The organism is Ramlibacter alkalitolerans, from assembly GCF_016722765.1.
GTDB lineage: Bacteria > Pseudomonadota > Gammaproteobacteria > Burkholderiales > Burkholderiaceae_C > Ramlibacter > Ramlibacter alkalitolerans.
In genome coordinates this window covers 134,208-160,000 of the sequence record NZ_JAEQND010000009.1, presented here as the reverse complement: position 1 = coordinate 160,000, position 25,793 = coordinate 134,208, and the positions used below count along the sequence as shown (strand labels likewise).

The window sequence follows — 25,793 nt, the reverse complement described above, 5'->3', positions numbered from 1 at the left end:
GGCCATCCGGTACGCGCAGGAAGCCGAGCGCAATGGCGCGCAAGGCGTGCTGCTGCTGCCGCACTACCTGACCGAAGCGACGCAGGACGGCCTGGTCGCGCACGTCGAGGCCGTCTGCAGGAGCGTGAAGATCGGCGTGGTCGTGTACAACCGCGGCGCCACCAAGCTCACCGCCGAATCGCTGCTGAAGCTGGCCGAGCGCTGCCCCAACCTGATCGGCTTCAAGGACGGTACCGGCGACATCGAGCGCATGGTCTCCATCCGCCAGAAGCTGGGCGATCGCTTCGCCATGATCGGCGGCATGCCCACCCACGAGGTCTACGCCCATGCGTACAAGGCGCTCGGCGTGCCGACGTATTCCTCGGCGATCTTCAACTTCATCCCGCGCACCGCGATGGAGTTCTACAACGCCTACTGGGCCGGCGACACGGCCACCACCGGCCGCCTGATCGATGAATTCTTCCTGCCCTACCTCGCGATCCGCGCCAAAGGCGAAGGCTATGCCGTGTCGATCGTGAAGGCCGGTGCCACCATCGTCGGCAAGAGCGCCGGCCGGGTGCGCCCGCCGCTGTCGGACCTCAAGCCGCAGGAAGCCGAGGAACTGGCCGCGCTGATCCGCAAGCTCGGCCCGCAATGAGAGACAACGTTTTTCAAGGAGACTCCATGATCAAGAAGACCCTGATGGGCCTGGCGCTGGCTGCCGCCGCCGTGAGCGCGTTCGCCGCCTGGCCCGAGAAGACCGTGACGATGGTCGTGCCCTTCCCGCCGGGCGGATCGACCGACGCGATCGCCCGCATCCTGGCGCAGAAGCTGCCCGAAAAGCTCGGCGGCACCTGGATCATCGACAACAAGCCGGGGGCCACCGGCACCATCGGCGCGGCCTTCGTCAAGCGCGCCGCTCCGGACGGCTACACGCTGTTCGTGTCCTCGCTCGGCCCGTTCGTGATCGCGCCGCACCTGATCAAGGGCGTGCAGTACGACGCGCTGAAGGACTTCGATCCGGTCACCGTCGTCGTGCAGGCGCCCAACGTGCTGGTGGTGCCCGCGGCCTCGCCGTACAAGACCGTCGCCGACCTGCTGGCCGGCCTGAAGAAGACCCCGGGCAAGGTGAGCTTCGCCTCTTCGGGCAACGGCTCGTCCGACCACCTCTCGGCCGAACTGCTCTGGCAACAGACCGGCACCGAAGGACTGCACATCCCGTACAAGGGGGGCGGTCCGGCCATCAACGACCTGCTGGGCGGACAGGTCGATGCGGCCTTCGTGAACATCAACAGCATCATCCAGCACATCAAGGCCGGCAAGGTGCGCGCGCTGGCGATCTCCTCCGAGAAGCGCTCGCCGCTGCTGCCGGAACTGGCCACGCTGCAGGAACAGGGCATCAAGGGCGCCGAGGTGCAATCGTGGCAGGCCGTGGCGGCGCCCAAGGGCATCCCCGCGGACGTCCGGGCGAAGCTGCAGAAGGCCATCGCCGAATCGCTCAACGAACCGGCCGTGAAGGAAAAGCTGCTGGCCCAGGGTTTCGAGATCGTGGCCAACACGCCGGAGCAGTTCGCGAAATTCCAGGCGGCCGAATACGCCAAGTGGAAGCAGCTGATCGAGACCCGCAAGATCACTGCAGACTGATCGCAGCATGAGCACGCCTGTCGTCAAGAGCATGCGCGTCGTCCCGGTCGCCGGCCGGGACGGCATGCTGCTGAACCTCTCGGGCGCACACGCGCCCTTTTTCACGCGCAACATCGTTCTCGTCACCGACAACGCCGGCCACACCGGCCTGGGTGAAGTGCCGGGCGGCGAGAAGATCCGGCAGACGCTGGAAGACGCGCGCCCGCTGGTGGAGGGCCAGGCCATCGGCAACCTGCAGGCGATCCTGAACGCGATGCGCGCGAAGTTCGCGGACCGCGACGCCGGCGGCCGCGGCAACCAGACCTTCGACCTGCGCACGACCATCCACGCGGTGACGGCCGTCGAAGCCGCGCTGCTGGACCTGCAGGGCCAGCACCTGGGCGTGCCGGTCGCGGCGCTCCTCGGCGAAGGCCAGCAGCGCGCATCGGTGCAGATGCTCGGCTACCTGTTCTACGTCGGCGATCGCCGCAAGACCGACCTGCCTTATGCCGGCGAGCCGGAAGCGCAGGACGACTGGCTGCGCCTGCGCCACGAGGAGGCGCTGACGCCCCAGGCGGTAGTGCGCCTGGCCGAGGCGGCGCAGCAGCGCTATGGGTTCCAGGACTTCAAGCTCAAGGGCGGCGTGCTGGCCGGCGATGCGGAAGTCGAGGCCGTGGCGGCGCTGCACGAGCGCTTCCCGCAGGCGCGCGTGACGCTGGATCCCAACGGCGGCTGGCTGCTGAAGGACGCGATCCGGCTGGGCGAGAAGATGCGCGGCATCGTCGCCTACGCCGAAGATCCCTGCGGCGCCGAGGAAGGCTTCTCCGGGCGCGAGGTGATGGCGGAGTTCCGGCGCGCCACGGGCCTGCCGACCGCGACCAACATGGTGGCGACGGATTGGCGCCAGCTGGCGCATTCGCTGTCGCTGCAGTCGGTCGACATCCCGCTGGCGGACCCGCACTTCTGGACCATGGCCGGATCGGTGCGGGTGGCGCAGACCTGCCGCGACTGGGGCCTGACCTGGGGCTCGCATTCGAACAACCACTTCGACATTTCGCTGGCGATGTTCACGCATGTCGGCGCCGCGGCGCCGGGCAAGGTGACGGCCATCGACACGCACTGGATCTGGCAGGACGGCCAGCGCCTGACGAAGGAGCCGCTGCAGATCCGCGGCGGTTACGTCGACGTGCCGAAGAAGCCCGGGCTGGGCATAGAGATCGACGAAGGCGCGCTGGAGAAGGCCAACGCGCTGTACCGGCAGCACGGCCTGGGCGCCCGCGACGACGCGACCGCGATGCAGTTCCTGGTGCCGGGGTGGAAGTTCGATCCGAAGCGGCCGGCGCTGGTGCGTTGATTTTTCCTCCCTCCCCCTCCGGGGGAGGGTCGGGGTGGGGGCGCCCGATGCCCCGCGGTAGTTGTTCGCGCCCCGGAGCGCCCCCACCCCAGCCCTCCCCCAGAGGGGAGGGAGAAAGACAGAAACATCATGTTCAACAACCTGATCAACGGCGAGTGGGTCGCCGGCGCCCGCGTCTCGCGCAACATCAATCCCTCCGACACGCGTGACGTCGTCGGCGAATACGCGCAGGCGGACGCCGAACAGGCACGTGCCGCCATCGGCGCGGCGACCCAGGCGCAGCACGCCTGGGCCTTGTCCACGCCGCAGCAGCGCTTCGACATCCTCGACGCCGCCGGCGCCGAGATCCTGGCGCGCCGAAACGAGCTCGGCGACCTGCTCGCACGCGAGGAAGGCAAGACCCTGCCGGAAGCCATCGGCGAGGTCGTCCGCGCCGGCAACATCTTCAAGTTCTTCGCCGGCGAGGCGCTGCGCATCCGCGGCGACGTGCTCGGATCCGTGCGCCCCGGCGTCGGCGTGGAAGTCACGCGCGAGCCGGTCGGCGTGGTCGGCCTGATCACGCCCTGGAACTTCCCGATCGCCATCCCCGCCTGGAAGATCGCCCCCGCCCTCGCCTACGGCAACACGGTGGTGCTCAAGCCGGCGGACCTGGTGCCGGGCAGCGCCTGGGCCATCGCCGACATCCTGCACCGCGCCGGCCTGCCCGCCGGCGTGTTCAACCTGGTGATGGGCCGCGGCTCCGAGGTGGGCCAGGTGCTGCTGGAAGACAAGCGCGTCCACGCGATCAGCTTCACCGGTTCGGTGGCGACGGGCCAGCGCATCGCGCAGGCCTGCGTTGCCCGCATGGCCAAGTTCCAGCTCGAGATGGGCGGCAAGAACCCGATGGTGGTGCTGGACGACGCCGACCTCGCCGTCGCCGTGAGCGCCGCCGCCAACAGCGGCTTCTTCTCCACCGGCCAGCGCTGCACGGCCTCTTCGCGCCTGATCGTCACCGAAGGCATCCACGACCGCTTCGTCGCCGCGATGGCCGAGAAGATGAAGACGCTGGTCGTCGACGACGCGCGCAGGAAGGGCACCGACATCGGTCCCGTGGTCGACGAAAAGCAACTGGCCCAGGACCTCGAGTACATCGCCATCGGCCGCTCCGAAGGCGCGAAGCTCGTCGCCGGCGGCGAAGCAATCGAGAAGAACCCCGACGGCGCACCCGGCTGGTACCTGCGTCCCGCCCTGTTCACCGAGACCACGGCGCAGATGCGCATCAACCGGGAAGAGATCTTCGGCCCGGTGGTGAGCGTGGTCCGCGTGAAGGACTACGAGGAAGCGCTGGCGCTGGCCAACGACACCGACTTCGGCCTGTCCGCCGGCATCGCGACCACGTCCCTGAAGCACGCCACGCACTTCAAGCGCCACGTGCAGGCCGGCATGGTGATGGTGAACCTGCCGACGGCGGGCGTGGACTACCACGTGCCCTTCGGCGGCCGCAAGGGCTCGAGCTTCGGCCCGCGCGAGCAGGGCAGCTACGCCGCGGAGTTCTATACGACCGTGAAGACGGCCTACACGCAAGCCTGATTCGGCAAGACCCGACCCCACCCCCAAGGAGACGACGCATGAAGATGAACCGGCGCCACGCCCTGCTCTCCACCGCCGCGGCCTTCGCGGCCCCGGCAGCCTTCGCGCAGAAGGACGGCTGGCCCGCGAAGCCGCTGCGCATCATCGTGCCGTATCCGCCGGGGGGCTCCTCGGACATCATCGCCCGCGCCATCGGCAACCTGCTGGCGGACGCGCTGAAGCAGTCCGTGATCGTCGAGAACAAGCCGGGCGCCAACGGCAACCTCGGTGCCGACTTCGTCGCCAAGGCGCCGCCGGACGGCTACACGCTGCTGCTGTGCGACGTCGGCGCGCTGGCGATCTCGCCTTCCGTGTATCCGAAGCTGCCCTTCGACCCGTCGAAGGAACTGCGCGGCGTCAGCATGCTGGCCTACTCGCCGCACCTGCTGGTGGTGCACCCCTCGGTGCCCGCCAACAACCTGAAGGAACTGGTCGCGCTGTCGAAGCAGAAGGACCTGAACTTCGCCATCAGCGGCACGGGCGGCGCGCCGCACCTGGCCGGCGTGGCGCTGCAGCGCGCCGTCGACGCGCGCTGGCAGTACGTGCCCTACAAGGGCGGCAGCCAGGCGATCCAGGACACGGTGGGCGGGCAGACGCAGGTCATGATGAACGGCATGCTGGCCACCTACCCGCACGTGCAATCGGGCAAGCTCAAGCTGCTGGCCGTTTCCAAGCGCACGCGCATGCCCCTGATCGGCGAGGTGCCGACGGTGGCCGAACAGGGCGTGCCGGGCTTCGAATCCGGCACCTGGCAAGGCGTGCTGGTGCCGAAGGGCACGCCGGAAGCCGTCGTGCAGAAGCTCAACGCGGAACTTGTGCGCGCGATCCGGAATCCCGAAGTACGGGGCCGCCTGGCCGGCCAGGGCGCCGAAGTCGTCACCATGACGCCTTCCGAGCAGGACCAGTTCTTCGCCCAGGAGCGCAAGCGCTGGGCCGAAGTCGTGAACGCGGCCAACATCCGCGCGGAATAGTGAACCACGCTCTCTACATCACCATGCACGAGGCCGACAACGTCGGCATCGTGGCGAATGACGGCGGCCTGCCCGCCGGCACCGTGTTCCCCAGCGGCCTGACGCTGCGCGAAAAGGTGCCGCAGGGCCACAAGGTGGCGCTGGTCGACCTGCCCGCGGGCACGGCGGTGCGCCGCTACGACGTGACGATCGGCTACGCCGAGAAGGACATCCCGGCCGGCAGCTGGGTGCACGAGCGCCTGCTGCGCATGCCCGAGGCGCGCAGCCTGGAAGACCTGCCGATCGCCACCGTGCGGCCGCGCGCGGTGGAGCCGCTGGCGGGCTACACCTTCGAGGGTTACCGCAACGCCGACGGCACGGTGGGCACGCGCAACCTGCTGGCCATCACGCAGAGCGTGCAATGCGTGGCGGGCGTGACGCGCTTCGCCGTGGACCGCATCCGCGCCGAGCTGCTGCCGAAGTACCCGAACGTCGACGGCGTCGTGGCGCTGGAACACAGCTACGGCTGCGGCGTGGCCATCGACGCGCCGGATGCCGTGATCCCGATCCGCACGCTGCGCAACATCAGCCTCAACCCGAATTTCGGCGGCGAGGTGATGGTGGTGAGCCTGGGTTGCGAGAAGCTGCAGCCGGAGCGCCTGATGCCGCCCGGCACGATCCCCATCGCCGACCAGCGCGGCGAACCGCAGGGCCTCGACGTGGTGTGCCTGCAGGACGAGGGCCATGTCGGCTTCATGTCGATGGTCGAATCGATCATGAAGCAGGCCGAGGTCCACCTGCAGCGCCTGGACCGGCGCCGCCGCGAGACGGTGCCGGCCAGCGAGCTGGTGGTGGGCGTGCAGTGCGGCGGCAGCGACGCCTTCTCCGGCGTCACGGCCAATCCGGCGGTGGGCTTCTGCGCCGACCTGCTGGTGCGCGCCGGCGCGACGATCATGTTCTCCGAGAACACCGAGGTGCGCGACGGCGTGGCGCAGCTCACCTCGCGCGCTGCCACGCCGGAGGTGGCGCAGGACATCATCCGCGAGCTGGGCTGGTACGACGAGTACCTGAAGCGCGGCAGCGTCGACCGCAGCGCCAACACCACGCCGGGCAACAAGAAGGGCGGCCTGTCCAACATCGTCGAGAAGGCGATGGGCTCGATCGTGAAGTCAGGGTCGTCGGCGATCGCGGGCGTGGTCGCGCCGGGCGAGAAGCTGAATGGCCGCAAGGGCCTGGTCTACACGGCCACGCCGGCCAGCGACTTCATCTGCGGCACGCTGCAGCTCGCCGCCGGCATGAACCTGCACGTGTTCACCACCGGCCGCGGCACGCCGTACGGGCTGGCCGAAGTGCCTGTGATCAAGGTGGCGACGCGCAGCGACCTGGCGCGCCGCTGGCACGACCTGATGGACGTGAACGCGGGCACCATCGCCGAAGGCAAGGCGACGATCGAGGAAGTGGGCTGGGAGCTGTTCCGGCTGATGCTCGACGTGGCCAGTGGCCGCAAGAAGACGTGGGCCGAGCGGTGGAAACTGCACAACGCGCTGGTGCTGTTCAATCCGGCGCCGGTGACTTGACGAGCCGTCAGCGCGCTGGCACTGTCACACCCGCTGATACCGTCACCCCGCTATTCCGTCACCCCCGCGCAGGCGGGGGCCCAGAAAAGCGCCGCACTGCGGCGTTTTCTTTTCATCGGGAGCCCTGGATTCCCGCCTCCGCGGGAATGACGCCGAGGCGCGAATGACGCGGAGGCGCGAATGACGCGGTCAGGTGATGCTCAGGAACGCGTCCAGGATGTGGAAGTGGTCGTCGTGGAACTGCTCCTCCAGCGAAGGCAGCTCCGCGATCGGCACCCAGCGCGCTTCGGCCGCATCGTCGCTGCCGGCGATCTCGGGCAGCATGCGCTGGCCGAAGTCGAAGTGGAACGCGTGCGTGATCACCCGGCCGCGCTGGCTGCGGTCCGGGTGGTCGAACACGCGCACCGCCTTCAGCGCGTGCTCCATCTCCTGGGGAAACAGCTCGAAGCCGGTCTCCTCCTGCAGTTCCCGCACCGCCGACTGGTACGCCGTCTCGCGCTGTTCGATGAAGCCGCCCGGCATCGCCAGCAGGCCCTTGCCCGGCGCCCGGCCGCGGCGGATCAACAGCACCTGGTCGGCGATGCGCACGACGGCATCGACCGTGACGAACACCGGCGGGTAAGGCGCGCAGGCCCACTTGTCATGCTCCTGCGCGAGCTCGGCCCATTCCTCGCGCAGCTTGGCCAGGAAGGGCAACTGCGCCCAGGACCGGATGAAGGCGAGCGTGCTCGCAGGCACCTGGCCCGCGATGGCGGCGAGCGAGGCATCCAGCGAATCGCCGCTGAACAGGGCGGCGCGCAAGGCCTTGCCGTGGATCTCGCCCCTGCTGCCGATGTCGTGCAGCGGCCAACCGGGAAAGTCGTGGAGGTATTCGCCGGTCGGGTCCTTGCGGTGGCCCACCAGCACCACGCGCGTGCGGTCCGACCCGGTCAGTTTCGCCATCGCGGCCTGCACCTGCGCGACCCAGCGCTTCTGGTCGAACGTGTCGCGGATCGCGAGGAAGTCCACGCGCCGGCGCTCGTCGTCCGAAAGCGCGAGCCGGATCGTCTCCACCCGTTCCCGGTAGGTGAAGGGATTGCGCGGCGAGCGCGCCTGGAAGGCCGAGCCGACCAGGACCGCGCAGCGCGGCGCCAGCTCCAGCGCCTGGCGGACCAGCGCAAGCTGCGCGTCGTGGAACAGCTGGAAGCGGCCGATGCAGGCCGCCCATGGGGGCTGGGGTTCGATCGTCACGCCGGCATTCTGCGGCCAGGGCTACCCGTGCGGGGGCGGCGCGGTCACTGGGGCTGCATCAACAGCTGCATCGTGCGCTGGCCCACCCGCCGCTGCGGCGGCAGGCCCCGGGCAACGAACTCCTGCTCGATCGCATCGCGCGTGTTGCGGCCCATCACGCCGTCGGCCGAGACCTGCGCGTGCCCGCGTTGCAGCAGCCAGGCCTGCAGCTCGCGCACCTGCGCGCGCGTGAGGCCGGGGTCGTCGGTGGGCCACGCGGTCACGAAGTCGCCGCCGCCACCGATCTTGCTGGCCAGCAGCGAGACCTCCATCACGTAACGCTCCGAGCGGTTGTAGCGCAGGATGGTGTCGAAGTTGCGCGAGACGAGGAAGGCCGGCCCCGGCAGTCCGACCGGCAGGAAGGGGTACATCTCGGGGTCGCCCGTCAGCTGCGGCGTCAGCTGCTCGCCCTTCGGGCCCAGCACGCGCCAGCCCTGCGCCATCCATTGCGACAGCGGCCGGGCGCGATCGGGAAGGCGGATCGACTTGCCGGTGGCTGCGAACTCGGCCTGCTGCTCCTTCGGGATCACCACCTCCAGGTACACCGGGGCGTTCATGTTCCAGCCGCCGCGCTGCTTCAGGTGGTTGGCGGTGGTGGCCCAGGCATCCGCCTCGGAGTTGATGATGTCCGCGATGCCGTCGCCGTCGAAGTCGACGGCGAGCTGCTCGAAGCTGTCCGGCACGAACTGCGTGCGGCCGAAGGCCGCAGCCCACGAGCCCTGCCAGTTCTCGGCCCGCACCCGCTTGTCGCGCAGCACGCGCACCGCGGCATAGGCGCGCTCGCGCGCGATGCAGGAGCCCGCGCCGCCGCTCGCCGATGCCGGGCAGGGGCGCAGGCAGGCATAGCTGAGCGCTGCATCGAGCACGGGGATCTTGCCCTGCGAGGGGCCGAAGTTGGTCTCGATGCCGTAGATCCCGAGCACGATCTCGCGCGGCACGCCGAACTGCGCTTCGATCTTCTTCAGCGTGGCGCCCTCGCGCGCCAGGATCGCGCGGCCTTCGCGCACCCGGTCCTCGTCGGTGGTGGCCGCCAGTTCGTCCCACCAGAAGGTCGGCTCGCCGGCCGCGACGAGCATCGACTGCCGCACGCGGTCGTCGTACTTGCCGTTGCCGGCGATGCGCAGGAAGTCCGTGCGCGTGAGGGGACGGCCCGCCGTGGAGGTCTGGTCCGCGAGGTTCTGCACGCAGGCCGAGAAAGCCTCGGGCGTGAGCGGCTGCTCGAGCAGGCTCTGCGCGAAAGCGCCGGTCGATGCGAAGGCGGCCAGGGCGGCCGCGACGATGCAGGAAGAAAGACGCGTTGCCATGGGTCCAATATAGAAGGCCCCTTCCCGGCCGTGGGGTCACTGCCGCGGCCGGTAACAGCCGCCGTGGCTCAGCCGGCGACGAGCCCCACCGCCGCGACGCCGGCCGCGCAGATGGCTTCGTCCTCTTCGCCGGTGCCCCCGCTGGCGCCGACGGCGCCGAGCACGGTGCCGTCCTGGTCCTTGATCACCACGGCGCCCGGCTGGGGCAGGAACCTGCCTTCGGCGGTGGCGGCCAGCGCGACGAAGAAGTTCGGATTGTCCCGGGCCCGCTGGGCCAGCACGCCGCTGGCCACCCCCATGCCGACCGCGCCCCAGGCCTTGGCGCGGGCGATGTCGAAGCGGAACATGCTGGCGCCGTCCTCGCTGGCGAAGGCCTTGAGGTGGCCCGCGGCATCGAGCACGGCGACGCCCATGGGCTTGTAGCCGCTCTCCTTCGACTTCGCGAGGGCGGCGGCGATGATCTGGTTGGCGATCTGCAGGGTGAGCTGGGTCATGCGTAGCGGTGGAGTGAAAAGTGCGACGCCATTCTGGCTGCAGGCCAGCCTCCGCGCTGACCTCGGGGTCGGCCTCTCCGTGGATCCATCACGACCAGCGGGCGCCAGCGCGGGGCGAATGGTTCAGTTCGCGGGCAAGAATCACCGAAACTTCCTGTCACATTTCAACTCGTTGTATCCGGCCGCGCGCTGCCGCCCGGCCGGAGGGAGATCCCGTGAAAATCTGGCACAAGATCCTGGTCGCGCCCGGCGTGGCGATCGCTTTCCTGGTGGCGCTCGGCGTCACCGGCTTCCTGATGCTCAAGCAGCAGAACGACGGGCTCGAAACCCTCGTGACCCAGCGCATGGCGCGCTTCGAGACCGCCGCCGATGCGGCGCGCGACATGGGGCAGGTGCACTCCGGCGTCTATCGCCTCATGACCTGGATGGCGAACTACGACGACGCGAAGATCAAGACCATCGCGTCGGGCCTGCGCAGGAACATGGACGAAGTGTCCGCTTCGCTGCAGAAGCTGGCGAGCGGCGACCTCGGCGCCGAGGAGCGCCGCCTGGTGGAAGCGGTGCAGCCGCTGCTGGCCAAGTACCGCGCCGGCGTCGACAAGGGCGTCGACCTCGGGACGGTGGACATCTCGATCGGCCTCATGGCCCTGCAGACCAGCGACACGGACTTCCAGGCCGTGGTGCAGGACCTGGACACGCTGGTGGCGCTGGAACAGCGCCTGGCGCGCGAGAGCTACGAGGCCGCCGGTGCCGCCTACCGCCGCACGCTGCTGATCCTCGGCTCGCTGGTGGCCGGCGCCGTGGCGGCCGCCTTGCTGCTGGCCCTAAGCATGAGCCGCACCATCGTGCGCCCCCTGCACACCGCCATCGACGCGGCCAACCGCATCGCCCACGGCGACCTCTCGGTCAAGCTGCGCGCTGCGGGGACCGACGAATCGGCGCAACTGCTGCGCGCCGTCGATGCCATGAACGAGGGCCTGCGCAAGCTGGTGGGCGAAGTGTCGAGCGGCGCGCGGATGGTGGCGGACACCAGCACGCAGATCGCGCACGGCAACGTCGACCTGTCGCAGCGCACCGAGGAACAGGCCAGCACGCTGGAGGAAACGGCCAGCTCGATGGAGGAACTCACCTCCTCGGTCACGCAGAACGCGATGAACGCGCGCCAGGCCAGCGAGCTTGCGCGCGGCGCCGCCGACGTCGCGCGCAAGGGCGGCAGCGTGGTGGGCGAGGTGGTCAGCACCATGGACGGCATCTCCGCCGCGTCGCGGCGCATCGCCGAGATCATCGGCGTGATCGACGGCATCGCGTTCCAGACCAACATCCTGGCGCTCAACGCCGCCGTCGAGGCGGCGCGGGCGGGCGAACAGGGCCGCGGCTTCGCGGTCGTCGCCGGCGAGGTGCGCCAGCTCGCGCAACGCAGCGCCGAGGCCGCCCGGCAGATCAAGTCGCTGATCGGCGACTCGGTCACCAAGGTGGAAGCGGGCACCCGGCTGGTGGACACGGCCGGCAAGACGATGAACGAGATCGTCACGGCAGCCTCGCGCGTGAGCGACCTGATCGCCGACATCGCCGCGGCCTCGCAGGAACAGAGTTCCGGCATCGCGCAGGTGAACACCGCCGTCACGCAGATGGACCAGGTGGTGCAGCAGAACGCCTCGCTGGTGGAGGAATCCACCGCCGCCACGGAAGCGATGAAGGAGCAGGCCAGCACGCTGCTGAAGCTGGTCGCGCGCTTCCGGCTCGGCGAGCAAGGCGTTTCTGCAGCCAGCGAGGAACCCGCGCGCCAGGCCGTCGCGGCGGTGCCGCCGATCCGCGTGCGCCCGCGGGCGGAGCCCCTGCAGTTCGAGCCGTCCCCGGTCGTCGCGAGCGCTTCGCACGCCGGCGCGGGCTGGAAGGAATTCTGAGCCGGAGGCGCCCGGCGCGCGGACGCCGGTCCGCCGCTCAGGCGCCGGGCGGCGCCACCGACGCGCCCTGGATGCCGTGCCGCGCCAGCGCCTCGGCGACGAAGCCCGAGGCCTTCATCTCCTCGACGAAGCGCGCGAGTTCGGCCGCCGCCGCCTCGCCGCGGCTGCGTGCACAGCCCATCGCCTGCCGGATCACCATGAAGCGGCCCGGCAGCAGGCGCAGGCCGCCGATCGGCGCCGCGTCCTGTTCCAGCTGCTGCCGCACGCCGGCCGCCACTTCGGCGCCCGCATCCAGGAAGTGCTGCAACACCGCCTGGGACGACGGCGCGTGCACCACCTGCGCCTGCTTCAGCTCGCGCGACAGGTGCAGGTCGTAGGCACTGCCCTTGCCCACCACCACGCGCGTGCCGGGGCGATCGACTTCCTCGTTGGCCTGCAGCGGCGAATCCTGCCGCACCAGGTAGCAGCCCTCGATCAGCACGTAGGGCGGCGTGAAGTGGATGCCTTCGCCGCGCTTGGGATCGATGGCGAAGAAACCGATGTCGGCCTCGTCGCGCGTCACGGCGTCCACCGAGGCGCCGGCGGTGTCGAACACCACCAGCTCGATGTCGACACCGAGCCGCCCGGCGAAGCGGCGCGCCAGGTCCACCGAGACGCCCTTCGCGGCACCGCCGGCGTCGCGGCCGGCGAGCACCGGGTTGCCGAGGTTGATGGAGGCGCGCAGCCGCCCGGTGGGCGTGAAGGCGCGGACGACGTCGCTCGCAGCGGGCATGGTGGAAGCTCCTGGATCGCGCCGATGGTAGCCGTGCTCAGGGTTTGCCGCCGGGGCCCCAGATCGAGGGGCGCGTGGCCGCATCGCGGGCGGCGTAGCGGCCCGTTTCCACCTGCACCAGGAAGTCTTCCAGCAGGCGGTTGAACAGGGCCGGCTCCTCCAGGTTGATCGCATGGCCGCTGCGCGGAAGCATCGCCAGCCCCGCCTGCGGGATGGTGCGCTTGATCAGCAGCGAGGGCTCGAGGCAGGGCTCGTCCTCGTCGCCCGTCATCACCAGCACCGGCACGTCGATGCGGCCCATCTCCTCGGTCAGCTCGTACAGGCACGGCCGGCGCGCCTGGTAGCCGCGCATGGTGTTGGCCGAACCCGTCGCCGAGTGCTCGGCGAGCTGGCGCGCGAATTCCGCGAAGCCGCGCGGATCCTTCTCGCGCAACTGCACGCGGGCAGGGCCATGGCCATAGGTGGCGGCGAAGTGCGCCATGCCGAGACGCTCGATGCCGTCGGCCAGCGCCCGCGCGTCCTGCTGGAACTGCGCGTAGACGGCGGGATGCGCGCCGGTGCCGCAGCCGGCCAGCGTGAGCGAGCGGGCGCGCGCCGGGGCGCCCTGCGCGCAGTAGCGCATGCCGAAGTGCAGCGTGGCGAAGGCGCCCATCGAGAGGCCCACGATGTGCGCGCCCCGCAGGTCCAGCCCTTCCAGCACGCAGCGCAGGTCTTCGCGGACGCGCTCCTGCGAATAGCGCTCCACGTCCTGCGGCACATCGGAAGGCGGATAGCCGCGGGCGTTGTAGGTGATGCAGCGCCAGCGGCGCGAGAAGTGCCGCACCTGCGGCTCCCAGCTGCGGCTGTCGCCGGCGAATTCGTGCACGAAGACGATGGGCGTGCCGGCGCCGCTGTCCTCGCAGTGCAGCTTGACGCCGTCGTCGGTGGTGATGGTGGTCATGCGGTTTCTCCTGGCGCCGCATTGGAGCACAGCCCGGCCGGAAACGACAAAGCCGGCGCGTGCCGGCTTTCGTTGGTGCCCAGGAGAGGACTCGAACCTCCACGGAGTTACCCGCTAGTACCTGAAACTAGTGCGTCTACCAATTCCGCCACCTGGGCTTTCAGGAGGCGCGATTGTAGAGCATTTCTCCAGGCTCCTAGTTGCCGGCGGTGGCGCCGACCGACTTCGCGATGCGCCGGATCTTGTCGACTTCCTCGGCGATGAGCGCGCCGAATTCCTCCGGGCTGCCGGTGGCGACGTCGGTGCCGATGGCGAGGAACTGCGTCTTCGTCTCGGGCTCGGCGAGGATGCGGCGGATCTCGCGATTGAGCCGCGCCAGCACGTCGGCCGGCAAGCCGGCCGGCCCCACCACGCCTTGCCAGGTGGCGAAGCCGAAGCCGGGGTAGCCCGATTCCGCGAGCGTCGGGATGTCGGGGACGATGGCCGAACGCGTCTTCGTGGTGACGGCGATCGGCACCAGCTTGCCGGCCTTCACCTGGCCGACGACGTCGGAGATCTGCGCGAACATCACCTGCGCCGTGCCGGCCAGCAGGTCCTGCATCGCCGGCGCGCCGCCCTTGTAGTTCACCGTCAGCCAATCCAGTTTCGCCGTCTGCTTGAACTGCTCGCCCGACAGACGCACCAGCGTCGTCGGCCCGGGTGAAGCCATGTTCACCTTGCCGGGATTCGCCTTGCTGTAGGCCACGAGTTGGGCCACGTCATGCACGTTCAACTGCGGCGTGGCGACGAGAACGATCGGAACGGTGGCGACCAGGGCCACCGGCGTGAAGTCCTTGACCGGATCCCAGGCCAGCTTGTCGAAGAAGGCCGGCGCCGCCGCCATCGAGGTCGCGGCCATCATCAGCGTGTAGCCGTCGGCCGGCGCATGCGCCACCGTTTCGGAGGCGATGTTGCCGCTGGCGCCGACCTTGTTCTCCACCACCACGGACTGCCCCAGCGCCTGCGAGAGCCGGCTGGCCAGCAGCCTTGCGGCCAGATCGGTGGAACCACCGGCGGGGAAGCCCACGAGGAGCTTGATCGGCCGGCTGGGCCAGGACTGCGCGGACGCCAGCGGCGAAGCGAACAGCAGGGCGAACCCGGCGAGCGCCAGGGCGAACTTCCTCATGACACGGACTCCTGGAGGTGTGGCCGCGACCATAGCCCAGGTCCGGGCCACGCCACAATCGGGTGATGAACCGACCTGCCCTCCTGCAAGCCATTCCCCTGCTGCCCTCGCTGGAGCGCCGTCTCGCCGAACGCTACGACGTGCAGCGCCTGCCCGCACCCGGGCCGGACCGCGACGCCTTCCTGCGCGAGCACGGGGCGGGCTATGAGGGCCTCGTCACCTCCGCCGCGCACGGCGCCACCGCAGCATTGATCAACGCCCTGCCGCGACTGCGCGTGATCTCCAGCTTCGGTGTCGGCCTCGACCAGCTCGATCTCGGCGCCGCCGCGCAGCGCGGCATCCCGGTCGGCTACACGCCCGACGTGTTGAACGATTGCGTGGCGGACCTCGCCTTCGGCCTGCTGCTGGCGATCGGCCGGCGCATCCCGGAGGGCGACCGCTTCGTGCGCGCCGGCCGCTGGAGCGCGCAGCCGCCGACGCCCTTCCCGCTGGGGCGGCAGGTGAGCGGCGCGAAGCTTGGCATCGTCGGCCTCGGCCGCATCGGACGCACGATCGCCCGGCGCGCCAGCGGCTTCGACATGGACGTGCGCTACCACAGCCGTCACCCCGTCGAGGGCGTGGCTTGGCAGCACGAGCCGCAATTGCTGGAGCTGGCACGCTGGTGCGACTTCCTGGTCGTGATCACGGCCGGCGGCGCCGAGACGCGGCACCTGATCGATGCGACGGTGCTCGAGGCGCTCGGGACCAAGGGCTACCTGGTCAACGTCTCGCGCGGCACCGTGATCGACGAGAAGGCGCTGGTCCAGGCACTGCAGGAAAAGCGCATCGGCGGCGCCGCGCTGGACGTGTTCGAGCGCGAGCCGCACGTCCCGCCGGAGCTGTACACGCTGGACAACGTGGTCGTCGTCCCGCATATCGCCAGTGCCACGGTGCAGACGCGCGAGGCGATGGCGCAGCGGGTGGTGGACAACCTGGATGCGTTCTTCGCGGGCAAGGCGCTTTTGAGCGCGGCCTGAACGGGGGCTGGTGAGCCGCGCGAGGGCGTGTCGTAGGCTGGTGGTGAGCCGCGCCAGCGCGCGAACCCCAGCGATGCGCGAAGCGCTGCGGGTGCGCCAAAGCGCTGGGGTTCGCGCCCTTCGGGGCTCACCACCAGCCTACGAATCCAGTGCCGCGCCAGCCCTCAATGCCGCGCCAGCACATCGTCCTCGAACTCGATCTCCAGCACGCAGCGCTGCATCGCAAACACATGCATCGCATCTTCGCGCTCCGCGTGGTAGCTCTCGTTCGCACCGAGGATGATGTCCTTCGGGTCGCCGTCGTGCGTGATCCAGACGCTGCCGCTCGCGCAACCGATCATCACCGTGTCGTCCACCGGGTCGAAGCGCCGCGCCTCGCCCTGCTCCATCTCGATGGCGAAGCGGCGCTTGACGCGCGGGGGCGACAGCAGCCGCAGTTCACGGGCCAAGGGAGAATGGTTGTGGCGCAGTCGTTCCTGCACGAACTGCAGTGAGTCCTCTTTCGTCATTGTTCGCTCCTTGGATCCATGCTGCCGCACAGGGTTGGCGGCGTGCGCCGGGACCGTCCGGCAGCGCGCGTCGGAGGAGAGCGCCGCTCCCGGTAAGGGCTGCCTCCTCAGCCGTCGGGCGAACTCAGCTCCTGGGAAGCTGCTGCCACCAGCCGGGTTCGAAGTGGCCCTGCAGGAAGCCGATGAAGGCCAGCACCTTCTGCGGCACCAGCTTCGGTGAGGGATAGACCGCGTGGATTTCCTGCTCGGGCACGCTGTGGCCCTTGAGCACTTCGACGATCGCGCCGGCCGCGAGCGAGTCGGCCGCCACGTACCACGGCAGGGCCGCGATCCCCATGTCCGAACGGGCGGCGGCCAGCACCGCGGAGAGATTGTTCGAGCGCAGCCGCGGGGTCAGGCGTACCGTCACGGCCTCTCCGCGCGGCGTCAGCACCCGCCAGACGTCGTTGCCCTGCACGCTGATGTAGGTCAGCGTGGGATGGTCCGACAACTCCGCGGGCCGGCGCGGCGTGCCGCAGCGCTTGAGGTACTGCGGCGAAGCGACCAGCAGCCACGGATTGGTGCCGAGGAAGCGCGCGCCCAGCGAGGAATCGGCCAGCTTGCCCAGGCGCAGCGCGACGTCCACGCCCTGCGCCACGAGGTCGGTGTAGCGGTCCTCGAAGCTCAGGTCCACCTGCAGCTGCGGGTGCAGCCGCATGAACTCCATCGCGAGCGGCACGACGACGCGGCGGCCGAAGGCGACCGAGCTGCCCACGCGCAGCAGCCCCTGGGCCGGCGACTCGCGCATGCGCACGATGTTCTCGGCCTCCTCGGCTTCGCGCACGATGGTCTTGCACTTCTCGTAATAGAGCGCCCCCGCTTCGGTCAGGCTCACGCCGCGCGTGTTGCGATTGAGCAGGCGCACCTTCAGCCGCGCCTCGGTGGCGGCGACCTGCTTGGTCACCGTGGGCTGCGTGGTGGCGAACTCGCGCGCGGCGCGCGAGAAACTGCCCGTCTCCACGACGCGCACGAACATCTCCATGGCCTGCAGTCGATCCATCAGGCGTGCATTCCAGCGCGGAATGAGCGCGCTGGCAAGCAGTCGCGTCAGCGCAGCCTGGGATCGCCCCAGGTTCCGGGCGGGGCGCCGGGGTCTTCCTCCGGCAGGCCGAGCACGGTGCGCACGGCCCGCAGCAGCGACTCGGGCTCGAAGGGCTTGGTGATGTAGCCGTCGGCGCCGCCGGCGATGCCCTTGAGGACGGCCTCGCGCGTGGCCTTGCCGGTGAGCATGATGACCGGCACGTCCTTCAGCACGGAATGCTGGCGCACCCGCTGCAGGATGTCGAAGCCGTCGGCATCGGGCAGCATCACGTCGAGCAGGATCAGGTCCGGCACCGGCGGGCGGCGGATCTCCGCCACCACTTCGGCGCGGTTGTGTGCGTTGCGGACCTCGAAGCCGGAGAGGTTGAGCAGCGTGCGCGTGAACATGCCCAGCGCCGCGTCGTCCTCCACCACGACGGCCGTCAGGGGACGCCCCGGGTGCGCCGGATGCTGCTTGCTGCGCTCGCGCGCGATCTGCACGTAGAAGCCACTGCGCTGCAGCGCGGCCAGGCCGGCATCGGCCTGGGCCGGCCGCACCGCCTGCGTGAGCATCTCCACCTGTGCGTTCCAGGTCCGCGTGAAGGGATCGAGCTCCACCAGCGTGACGAGGCGGCGCTGCAGCAGGCTGCGGAAGACCGCATCGAAGCCGGCCCGGGCCTCGGGCGCCAGGCTGGCCAGGATCTGGCCGACGGTCAGCATGCCGTCCAGGCGGACCAGCACGTCGATCTCGGCTGCGGTCAGGCGCGTCGCGCTGCTGCGCAACTCGCCCTCGCCCAGCGGCGTCAACGCGTAGATGTCGTTGTTCTCCATGGCGGTTCCGGGGTGCTGGAGCGCAGTTTAGCCGGGCGGCCTGGCACGGCGGCCTCGGCTGTCGGGGCCGCTGGGCGGGCCGCGCATTCCGCCGGCGAATATCACTTATGGCTCGCGCTTGTCTTCTGCCTGGCCCTGCCGCTGCCTAGAGTGCGGCGCATACGCCAACCACTGGAGACACGACATGGCAAGAATGACCGCCGCCCAGGCCGCCGTCTGGGTGCTCGAGAAGGAAGGGATCACGCAGGCCTTCGGCGTGCCCGGTGCCGCGATCAATCCCTTCTATGCCGCGCTGCGGCAGCAGGGCACGATCGGCCACATCCTGGCGCGCCACGTGGAGGGCGCATCGCACATGGCGGAGGGCTACACGCGCGCGGCGGCCGGCAACATCGGGGTGTGCATCGGCACCTCCGGGCCCGCCGGCACCGACATGATCACCGGGCTCTATTCCGCGCAGGCGGACTCGATCCCGATCCTGTGCATCACCGGCCAGGCGCCGCGCGCGCGCCTGCACAAGGAGGACTTCCAGGCCGTCGACATCGAGTCCATCGCCAAGCCGGTCACCAAGTGGGCAACCACCGTGCTCGAGCCGGCGCAGGTGCCGGGCGCCTTCCAGCAGGCCTTCCACCTGATGCGGTCCGGCCGGCCGGGGCCGGTGCTGATCGACCTGCCGGTGGACGTGCAGACGGCCGAGATCGAGTTCGACCCGGACACCTACGCGCCGCTGCCCGTCTACAAGCCCGCGGCGACGCGGGCGCAGGCGGAGAAGGCCATCGCGCTGCTGCAGGAAGCCGAGCGGCCGCTGATCGTGGCCGGCGGCGGCATCATCAACGCCGATGCTTCGGATCTGCTGGTCGAATTCGCCGAGCTCACCGGCGTGCCCGTGATCCCCACGCTGATGGCCTGGGGCAGCATCCCCGACGACCACCCGCTGATGGCCGGCATGTGCGGCCTGCAGACCAGCCACCGCTACGGCAACGCCACGATGCTCGCCAGCGACTTCGTGCTGGGCATCGGCAACCGCTGGGCGAACCGCCACACCGGCTCCGTCGAGGTCTACACGAAGGGGCGCAAGTTCGTCCACGTCGACATCGAGCCGACGCAGATCGGGCGCGTGTTCGCGCCGGACTTCGGCATCGTCTCCGATGCCGGCGCGGCCCTGCGCCTGTTCATCGAGGTGGCCCGCGAGATGAAGGCCGCCGGCCGCCTGAAGGACCGCGGCGCCTGGGCCGCCGAGTGCCTGCAGCGCAAGGGCACGATGCTGCGCAAGACGCACTACGACGATGTGCCGATGAAGCCGCAGCGCGTGTACCAGTGCATGAACCGCGCGTTCGGCGAGGACACCACCTACGTCAGCACCATCGGGCTGTCGCAGATCGCCGCCGCGCAGTTCCTCCACGTCTTCGGGCCGCGCCGCTGGATCAACTGCGGCCAGGCCGGCCCGCTCGGGTGGACGGCACCGGCGGCGCTGGGCGTGCGCGCCGCCGACCCGACGCGGCGCATCGTCGCCATCTCGGGCGACTACGACTTCCAGTTCCTGCTGGAGGAACTGGCGGTGGGCGCGCAGTTCAAGCTGCCGTACATCCACATGGTGGTGAACAACTCCTACCTGGGCCTCATCCGCCAGGCGCAGCGCGGCTTCAACATGGATTACTGCGTACAACTGGCCTTCGACAACATCAACCTGCCCGAGGATGCGCCCGAGCGCAGCTATGGCGTCGACCATGTGAAGGTGGTGGAAGGCCTGGGCTGCAAGGCGATCCGCGTGCACCGGCCCGACGAGATGGCGCCGGCCATCGCGCAGGCGGAGGCCTGGATGAAGGAGCACCAGGTGCCCGTGATGATCGAGGTGATCCTGGAGCGCGTGACCAACATCGCGATGGGCGCGGAGATCGACCGGATCGTGGAATTCGAGGAGTTGGCGACTTCGCGCGCCGACGCGCCGACAGCCCTGGCCGTGGCCCTGGATTGAAAGGCCGGGGTTCGCGCAGCTCACCGCCCGCCTACGAGGAAACACCATGCCGAGATTCGCCGCCAACCTGAGCATGCTCTTCACCGAGCTGCCGTTCCTGGACCGCTTTGCCGCCGCGCGCGCTGCCGGCTTCCGCGCCGTCGAATACCTGTTCCCCTATGAGTTTGCCAAGGAGGAACTCGCCGCGCGCCTGCGCGGCGAAGGACTCAGGCAGGTGCTGCACAACCTGCCCGCCGGCGACTGGGCCGCGGGCGAGCGTGGCATCGCCTGCCACCCGAACCGCGTCGACGAATTCCGCGCCGGGGTCGATCGCGCCATCGACTATGCCAACGCGCTCGATTGCGGGCAGCTCAATTGCCTGGCCGGCAAGCTGCCGCAGGGCGTCAGCCGCGAACAGGCGCAGGCGACGCTCGCCGCCAACCTGCACTACGCGGCCGGGCGGCTGCGCGAAGCCGGCATCCGGCTGCTGATCGAGCCGATCAACAGCTACGACATCCCCGGCTTCTTCCTCACCCGCACCGAGCAGGCGATCGCGCTGATCGAGGAAGTCGCGAGCGACAACCTGTTCGTGCAGTACGACATCTACCACGCACAGCGCATGGAAGGCGAGCTGGCCGCCACGCTGCAGCGCTACCTGGCCAACATCGGCCACATCCAACTCGCCGACAACCCCGGCCGCAACGAGCCGGGCACGGGCGAGATCAACTTCGCCTGGCTGCTGCGGCATCTCGACGCGCTGGGCTGGAAGGGCTACATCGGTTGCGAGTACCGGCCGCGCACCACCACCCTCGAAGGCCTGGGCTGGATGAAGGAGTTCGCGCAATGACGGTGCTGAGGATCGGGTTCATCGGCCTGGGCGTGATGGGCGCGCCCATGGCGGGCCACCTGCTGGCCGCCGGCCACGCCTTGTTCGTCCACACGCGAAGCAAGGTGCCGGGCCCGCTGGCCGAAGGGGGCGCCGTTTCCTGCAGCAACGCGCGCGCCGTGGCGGAACACGCGGACATCGTCTTCCTGATGTTGCCCGACACGCCCGACGTGGAGAAGGTCCTGTTCGGCGAATACGGCGTCGCGTCCGGGCTCGCGCGCGGCAAGGCCGTGGTGGACTGCAGCTCGATCGATCCGATCGCCACCCGCGGCTTCGCAGCGCGCATCGCGGAGCTGGGCTGCGACTATGTCGACGCACCGGTCTCTGGCGGTGAGGTCGGCGCCAAGGCGGCCAGCCTCAGCATCATGGCCGGTGGCAGCGATGCCGCGTTCCAACGCGTGCAGCCGTTGCTGGCGCTCATGGGCAAGAACATCACGCACGTCGGCGGCGTGGGCGATGGCCAGGTCTGCAAGGTCGCCAACCAGATCATCGTCGGCCTGAACATCGCCGCCGTTGCCGAGGCCCTGGTGTTCGCCGGCAAGGCGGGCGCCGATCCGGCCCGCGTGCGCCAGGCGCTCATGGGCGGATTCGCCAGTTCGCGCGTGCTCGAAGTGCATGGCGAGCGCATGCTCAAGCGCAGCTTCCAGCCGGGCTTCCGCATCGCGCTGCACCAGAAGGACCTGAACCTCGCGCTGCAGGGCGCGCGCAGCCTGGGCGTGGCACTGCCGCAGACGGCGATCGCCGCGCAGCTGATGCAATCCTGCGCCGCCCTGGGGCTGGCGCAGGCGGACCACTCCGCGCTGGTGCGGGCCCTTGAAACACTGGCGCAACACGCGCTCGGCGAAAGCTGATCCGCGTCAACACTGGGTGGTTTCACAGTGCCCACCCGCGGATCATCGGCGTAGGGTGATGGGTTCCCAGACAAGAGAGCGGAGATCTCCATGCATGAACCCATCACCCAGGCCGAACTGGCCCTGCGCGACGCGGCCCGCGAATACCATCGCAGCCCCTCGCGCGGCAAGATCTCGATCACGCCGACCAAGCCGCTGTCGAACCAGCGCGACCTGTCGCTGGCGTACTCGCCGGGCGTGGCGTATCCCTGCCTCGACATCCAGGCGAACCCGGCGCTCGCTGCCGACTACACCTCGCGCGCCAACCTGGTGGGCGTGATCACCAACGGCACGGCGGTGCTGGGCCTGGGCGACATCGGCCCATTGGCCGGCAAGCCGGTGATGGAAGGCAAGGCCTGCCTGTTCAAGAAGTTCGCCGGCATCGACGTGTTCGACATCGAACTGGCCGAGCGCGATCCCGACAAGCTGGTCGACATCGTCGCCGCGCTGGAGCCCACGCTGGGCGGCGTCAACCTCGAGGACATCAAGGCGCCCGAGTGCTTCTACATCGAGCGCAAGCTGCGCGAGCGGCTGAACATCCCGGTGTTCCACGACGACCAGCACGGCACCGCGATCATCTCCGCGGCAGCCCTCATCAACGGGCTGGAGCTGGTGGGCAAGAAGATCGAGGAAGTGACGCTGGTGTCCTCCGGCGCCGGGGCCGCCGCGATCGCCTGCCTGGACATCTTCGTCGGACTGGGCCTGCAGAAGCGCAACATCTACGTCGTCGATTCGAAGGGCCTGATCTACCAGGGCCGGCCCGGCGGCTACGACGAGTCGAAGGCGAAGTACGCGCAGGACACCTCCAGGCGCACGCTGGCCGACGTGGTGAAGGGCGCCGACGTCTTCCTCGGCTGCTCCACCGCCGGCGTGCTGACGCCGGACATGGTCAAGACGATGGCCGACCAGCCGATCATCCTGGCGCTCGCCAATCCCGAGCCCGAGATCCGGCCCGAGCTGGCGCGCGCGGCCAGGCCCGACTGCATCATCGCGACCGGCCGCTCGGATTATCCCAACCAGGTCAACAACGTCCTGTGCTTCCCGTACATCTTCCGCGGCGCGCTCGACTGCGGCGCGACCAAGATCACGGAAGCCATGAAGCTCGCCTGCGTGCGCGAGATCGCGCAGCTCGCCAAGGCCGACATCAGCGAGGAAGTGGCCAATGCCTACGCTGGCAAGGAACTGGCCTTCGGGCCCGACTACATCATCCCGACGCCGTTCGACTCGCGGCTGATCCTGCGCATCGCGCCGGCGGTGGCGCGGGCGGCGGCGGAGTCGGGCGTGGCGACGCGGCCGATCGCCGACTTCGACGCCTACGCGCACAGCCTCACGCGCTTCGTCTACCAGACCGGCATGATCATGCGGCCGGTGTTCGAGGCGGCGAAGAAGTCGACGGCGCGCCGGGTCGCCTATGCGGAGGGCGAAGACGACCGCGTGCTGCGCGCCGCGCAACTCGCGATCGACGAGAAGCTGGCGCAGCCCATCCTGATCGGCCGGCCGCAGGTGATCGAGGCGCGCATCGCCAAGGCGGGCCTGCGCCTGAAGCTCGGGCAGGACGTGGAGGTGGTCAACCCCGAGAGCGATGCGCGCTTTCGCCAGTACTGGGAGACCTACCACCACATCATGGGCCGCGACGGCATCACGCCGGAGGCCGCCAAGGCGGCCGTGCGACGCTCCAACACCTTGATCGGTGCCCTCTCCGTGCACCTGGGCGATGCCGACGCGATGCTGTGCGGCATGGTCGGGCGCTTCGAGCACCACCTGGAACACGTGCGCGACGTCGTCGGCTGCCGCGACGGCGAGGGGCTGGCGGCGCTCAACGCGCTGATGCTGCCGGACCGGACCCTGTTCGTCGCCGACACCTACGTGAACGAGGAGCCGGATGCGCCATTGCTGGCGCGCATCGCCTTCATGGCGGCCACCGAAGTGCGCCGCTTCGGGCTGCCCCCCAAGGTCGCCTTCCTGTCGCACAGCAACTATGGCTCGTCCACCCGCGGCTCGGCGCTGAAGATGCGCGCGGCGCGCGACCTGTTCCGCAAGATGGCGCCGGACATCGAGTGCGACGGCGAACTGCAGGGCGACTCGGCGCTGTCGGAGAAGGTGCGGCGTTCCTCACTGATGGACACCACGCTCAACGGCGAAGCGAACCTGCTGATCTGCCCGAACCTCGACGCAGCGAACATCCTGTTCAACGTGTTGAAGATGACCGGCGGCCACGGCGTGACGGTCGGCCCGATGCTCCTGGGCGCCAAGGCGCCGGTGCACGTGCTGACGCCCTCGGCCACGGTGCGTCGCATCGTCAACATGACGGCGCTGGTGTCGGCGACGGCGGTTCGGGGGTAGGCGGGAAGCCTCGGCGCGGTGGGAAGGCGCCGAGGCTCCCGCGCTCAGCGCTCGGTGAATGCGATAGTCCGAGGAATCCGGGGCTGAACATGTTGCGCCTTGGACGTTCACGTCGGCGTGGGACGTGCGGTGGCGTCACTCTTGCTCGATCGCATAGGCAACCTCGTACTGCCCCGGCGCCACGGTTCCGAGCGCGGTGTTCCGCTGAATCAAGCCGCAGGACAGCAGGTGCCGCGTGACCGCCCGCGCCGCTGCGTGGCTTTCGAACTGCACGTAGTTCACGACCTGCCGGCCGTCGAAGCTCTTGTGGATCGAAGCCGAGATCCAGCCGGGAACGTGCCTCGCCTCATTCACCGTCTCGATCAGTTGCGCGCCCTCTAGGCAGTGGCGGGCGGCGGGTGCGATGCTAGCTCGCGTAGGAGAGGAGGACCACCTCCGCTGCCTGTTCACGCAAGGGGATGAGCGATTGGTAGGCGGGCGACGTGAACCACTGGTTCAGCGCCGCGAGGTCGGGGAACCGGATCACGACGATGTCGGCGTGCGGATTGCTGCCGGCCAGCGCAGCCACCTGTTTTCCCCGAAAGACGAGTTCCGCGCCCCAGGGCACGAGCGTCCCTGGTACTTGGCTGGTGTACTCCGCCCACTTGTCGGGCTGCTTGACGGTGATCTGGCCGACCAGGAATGCATAACTCATCGCATGTGGCTCCTGCTGAAGAGGGAAGTCTGAAGTCGAGATGGCAACCGGCGCCGGCGCTGCCGCGTGACGCTGCGGATCCGTATCGAAACGAGGGGGAGCAGCGCACTCGATCTGGCCGTCGATGGCGCAGTCTATGCGTCGAACGACCTGTCAGACCGCGGTCCGCGTGTCGAAGATTGCAAGGCGATGCCCCTCATGTTTGAGTTGCTTGTGCGTCGGCAGCGACTCGGATCTGAGAGTGAAACCAGCCGCAGAGCAACGGGACCCAGTTCCTGATGGTCGGCCAGTGAAGCCACGGTCAGCATGGGACGTCCTGCGCGTTCTAGGGACCGCGGTATCTCTCTGTCCCCGACTTGTAGGAAGCGAATTCGGCACGTGCAGAGGAGTCGTTCTGCTTTCCGTGGACGAGACACCACGCCGCCAGTTCGTCCGCGTCAATGTCGATCATGATGGGATTCCCGATCGCAGCCCGGATTTCCCTCAATGCATCCTCCGCCATCTTCACCCATTCCGGGTAAGTGGCCTCGAACAGTTCAGGGTCGACGGCACTTGCCTTCACTCGCGCCCACTGCTCCTCGCTGTACCACGCGACGGAGACCCTCACGTTTTCGCGCTGCGCCTTCTTTGCGCGTAGACGGTCCAGCAGACTGGGTTTCGCCTTCTTCATGGGCC

General features: G+C 69.4%; 24 protein-coding genes and 1 tRNA gene (1 of these 25 only partly in view). 12 read left to right on the top strand and 13 right to left on the bottom strand.

Translation table 11 applies throughout. From position 1 onward, the window contains the following. The 6 genes from kdgD to garD form a co-directional block, all read left to right on the top strand. A protein-coding gene (gene kdgD, locus JI746_RS17315; protein WP_201691266.1) for a 5-dehydro-4-deoxyglucarate dehydratase crosses the window boundary here: on the top strand, positions 1-637 show its 3' portion. 275 nt of this gene lie to the left of the window's left edge; the window shows 637 of its 912 coding nt (coding positions 276-912); its start codon lies off the left edge, out of view; its stop codon occupies positions 635-637. A 29-nt stretch (positions 638-666) separates the two neighbouring features. Continuing rightward, on the top strand, positions 667-1,623 hold the full coding sequence (locus tag JI746_RS17310; protein WP_408004112.1) for a Bug family tripartite tricarboxylate transporter substrate binding protein: 957 nt from the start codon (positions 667-669) through the stop codon (positions 1,621-1,623). A gap of 7 nt (positions 1,624-1,630) precedes the next feature. Continuing rightward, positions 1,631-2,956, top strand: coding sequence for a glucarate dehydratase (gudD, locus tag JI746_RS17305; RefSeq protein WP_408004109.1), 1,326 nt, complete (start codon positions 1,631-1,633; stop codon positions 2,954-2,956). Between the two features lie 129 nt (positions 2,957-3,085). Next, the gene (locus JI746_RS17300) at positions 3,086-4,525 is read left to right on the top strand and encodes an aldehyde dehydrogenase family protein (protein ID WP_201691264.1); all 1,440 of its coding nucleotides are present in this window, start codon (positions 3,086-3,088) and stop codon (positions 4,523-4,525) included. 38 nt (positions 4,526-4,563) lie between these two features. Continuing rightward, positions 4,564-5,535, top strand: coding sequence for a Bug family tripartite tricarboxylate transporter substrate binding protein (locus JI746_RS17295; RefSeq protein ID WP_201691263.1), 972 nt, complete (start codon positions 4,564-4,566; stop codon positions 5,533-5,535). Between the two features lie 23 nt (positions 5,536-5,558). Next, positions 5,559-7,091: a galactarate dehydratase gene (gene garD, locus JI746_RS17290; protein ID WP_201691456.1), complete on the top strand. Its 1,533-nt coding sequence runs from the start codon at positions 5,559-5,561 to the stop codon at positions 7,089-7,091. 189 nt (positions 7,092-7,280) lie between these two features. Here the strand turns inward: garD and JI746_RS17285 are convergent, their stop codons facing one another. The 3 genes from JI746_RS17285 to JI746_RS17275 form a co-directional block, all read right to left on the bottom strand. Further along, positions 7,281-8,321 (bottom strand): NUDIX domain-containing protein, encoded by a 1,041-nt coding sequence (locus JI746_RS17285; protein ID WP_330893022.1) that lies wholly within the window; start codon positions 8,319-8,321, stop codon positions 7,281-7,283. A gap of 44 nt (positions 8,322-8,365) precedes the next feature. After that, the gene (locus JI746_RS17280; protein WP_201691261.1) at positions 8,366-9,664 is read right to left on the bottom strand and encodes a lytic murein transglycosylase; all 1,299 of its coding nucleotides are present in this window, start codon (positions 9,662-9,664) and stop codon (positions 8,366-8,368) included. A 68-nt stretch (positions 9,665-9,732) separates the two neighbouring features. Next, positions 9,733-10,158, bottom strand: a complete 426-nt coding sequence (locus JI746_RS17275) for a GlcG/HbpS family heme-binding protein (protein WP_201691259.1) — start codon at positions 10,156-10,158, stop codon at positions 9,733-9,735. Positions 10,159-10,373: 215 nt separating this feature from the next. On the opposite strand from JI746_RS17275, the gene JI746_RS28225 reads away from it, so the two are divergent. Continuing rightward, positions 10,374-12,062, top strand: a complete 1,689-nt coding sequence (locus JI746_RS28225) for a methyl-accepting chemotaxis protein (RefSeq protein WP_201691257.1) — start codon at positions 10,374-10,376, stop codon at positions 12,060-12,062. Positions 12,063-12,099: 37 nt separating this feature from the next. Here JI746_RS28225 and JI746_RS17265 read toward each other — a convergent pair whose 3' ends face one another. From JI746_RS17265 to JI746_RS17250, 4 genes are all read right to left on the bottom strand, one after another. Next, a complete protein-coding gene (locus JI746_RS17265) occupies positions 12,100-12,834 on the bottom strand; it encodes an ABC transporter substrate-binding protein (RefSeq protein WP_201691256.1) in 735 nt (244 codons plus the stop codon). Between the two features lie 37 nt (positions 12,835-12,871). Then, positions 12,872-13,774 (bottom strand): alpha/beta fold hydrolase, encoded by a 903-nt coding sequence (locus JI746_RS17260; protein ID WP_201691254.1) that lies wholly within the window; start codon positions 13,772-13,774, stop codon positions 12,872-12,874. A 73-nt stretch (positions 13,775-13,847) separates the two neighbouring features. Continuing rightward, positions 13,848-13,932, bottom strand: a tRNA-Leu gene (locus tag JI746_RS17255). A 38-nt stretch (positions 13,933-13,970) separates the two neighbouring features. Further along, entirely contained in the window at positions 13,971-14,939 is a 969-nt protein-coding gene (locus tag JI746_RS17250) for a Bug family tripartite tricarboxylate transporter substrate binding protein (RefSeq protein ID WP_201691252.1), read from the bottom strand. A 65-nt stretch (positions 14,940-15,004) separates the two neighbouring features. Between JI746_RS17250 and JI746_RS17245 the strand changes: the two genes are divergently transcribed. Beyond that, complete coding sequence (locus JI746_RS17245; RefSeq protein ID WP_201691250.1) at positions 15,005-15,955, top strand: 2-hydroxyacid dehydrogenase; 951 nt, start codon at positions 15,005-15,007, stop codon at positions 15,953-15,955. Positions 15,956-16,119: 164 nt separating this feature from the next. Here the strand turns inward: JI746_RS17245 and JI746_RS17240 are convergent, their stop codons facing one another. The 3 genes from JI746_RS17240 to JI746_RS17230 form a co-directional block, all read right to left on the bottom strand. Beyond that, positions 16,120-16,464: a DUF2917 domain-containing protein gene (locus tag JI746_RS17240; RefSeq protein WP_201691248.1), complete on the bottom strand. Its 345-nt coding sequence runs from the start codon at positions 16,462-16,464 to the stop codon at positions 16,120-16,122. A gap of 124 nt (positions 16,465-16,588) precedes the next feature. Then, positions 16,589-17,503, bottom strand: coding sequence for a LysR family transcriptional regulator (locus tag JI746_RS17235; RefSeq protein ID WP_201691246.1), 915 nt, complete (start codon positions 17,501-17,503; stop codon positions 16,589-16,591). 47 nt (positions 17,504-17,550) lie between these two features. Further along, entirely contained in the window at positions 17,551-18,354 is an 804-nt protein-coding gene (locus tag JI746_RS17230; RefSeq protein ID WP_201691244.1) for a response regulator, read from the bottom strand. A gap of 184 nt (positions 18,355-18,538) precedes the next feature. Here JI746_RS17230 and gcl point away from each other — a divergent pair, with 184 nt between their 5' ends. From gcl to JI746_RS17210, 4 genes are all read left to right on the top strand, one after another. Then, on the top strand, positions 18,539-20,326 hold the full coding sequence (gene gcl, locus JI746_RS17225; protein ID WP_201691242.1) for a glyoxylate carboligase: 1,788 nt from the start codon (positions 18,539-18,541) through the stop codon (positions 20,324-20,326). A 46-nt stretch (positions 20,327-20,372) separates the two neighbouring features. Next, entirely contained in the window at positions 20,373-21,152 is a 780-nt protein-coding gene (hyi, locus tag JI746_RS17220) for a hydroxypyruvate isomerase (protein ID WP_201691240.1), read from the top strand. After that, positions 21,149-22,042 (top strand): 2-hydroxy-3-oxopropionate reductase, encoded by an 894-nt coding sequence (locus JI746_RS17215; protein WP_201691238.1) that lies wholly within the window; start codon positions 21,149-21,151, stop codon positions 22,040-22,042. Before hyi ends, JI746_RS17215 begins: the two co-directional genes overlap by 4 nt. 90 nt (positions 22,043-22,132) lie before the next feature. After that, positions 22,133-24,424: an NADP-dependent malic enzyme gene (locus tag JI746_RS17210; protein WP_201691236.1), complete on the top strand. Its 2,292-nt coding sequence runs from the start codon at positions 22,133-22,135 to the stop codon at positions 24,422-24,424. A 135-nt stretch (positions 24,425-24,559) separates the two neighbouring features. On the opposite strand, the gene JI746_RS17205 is transcribed toward JI746_RS17210, so the two are convergent. The 3 genes from JI746_RS17205 to JI746_RS17195 all read right to left on the bottom strand — a co-directional run bounded on the left by JI746_RS17205 (position 24,560) and on the right by JI746_RS17195 (position 25,788). Further along, positions 24,560-24,778 (bottom strand): hypothetical protein, encoded by a 219-nt coding sequence (locus tag JI746_RS17205; RefSeq protein ID WP_201691234.1) that lies wholly within the window; start codon positions 24,776-24,778, stop codon positions 24,560-24,562. 52 nt (positions 24,779-24,830) lie between these two features. Then, positions 24,831-25,118: a DUF1330 domain-containing protein gene (locus tag JI746_RS17200; protein ID WP_201691232.1), complete on the bottom strand. Its 288-nt coding sequence runs from the start codon at positions 25,116-25,118 to the stop codon at positions 24,831-24,833. Positions 25,119-25,443: 325 nt separating this feature from the next. Beyond that, on the bottom strand, positions 25,444-25,788 hold the full coding sequence (locus JI746_RS17195; protein ID WP_201691230.1) for a hypothetical protein: 345 nt from the start codon (positions 25,786-25,788) through the stop codon (positions 25,444-25,446). Positions 25,789-25,793 lie beyond the last annotated feature (5 nt).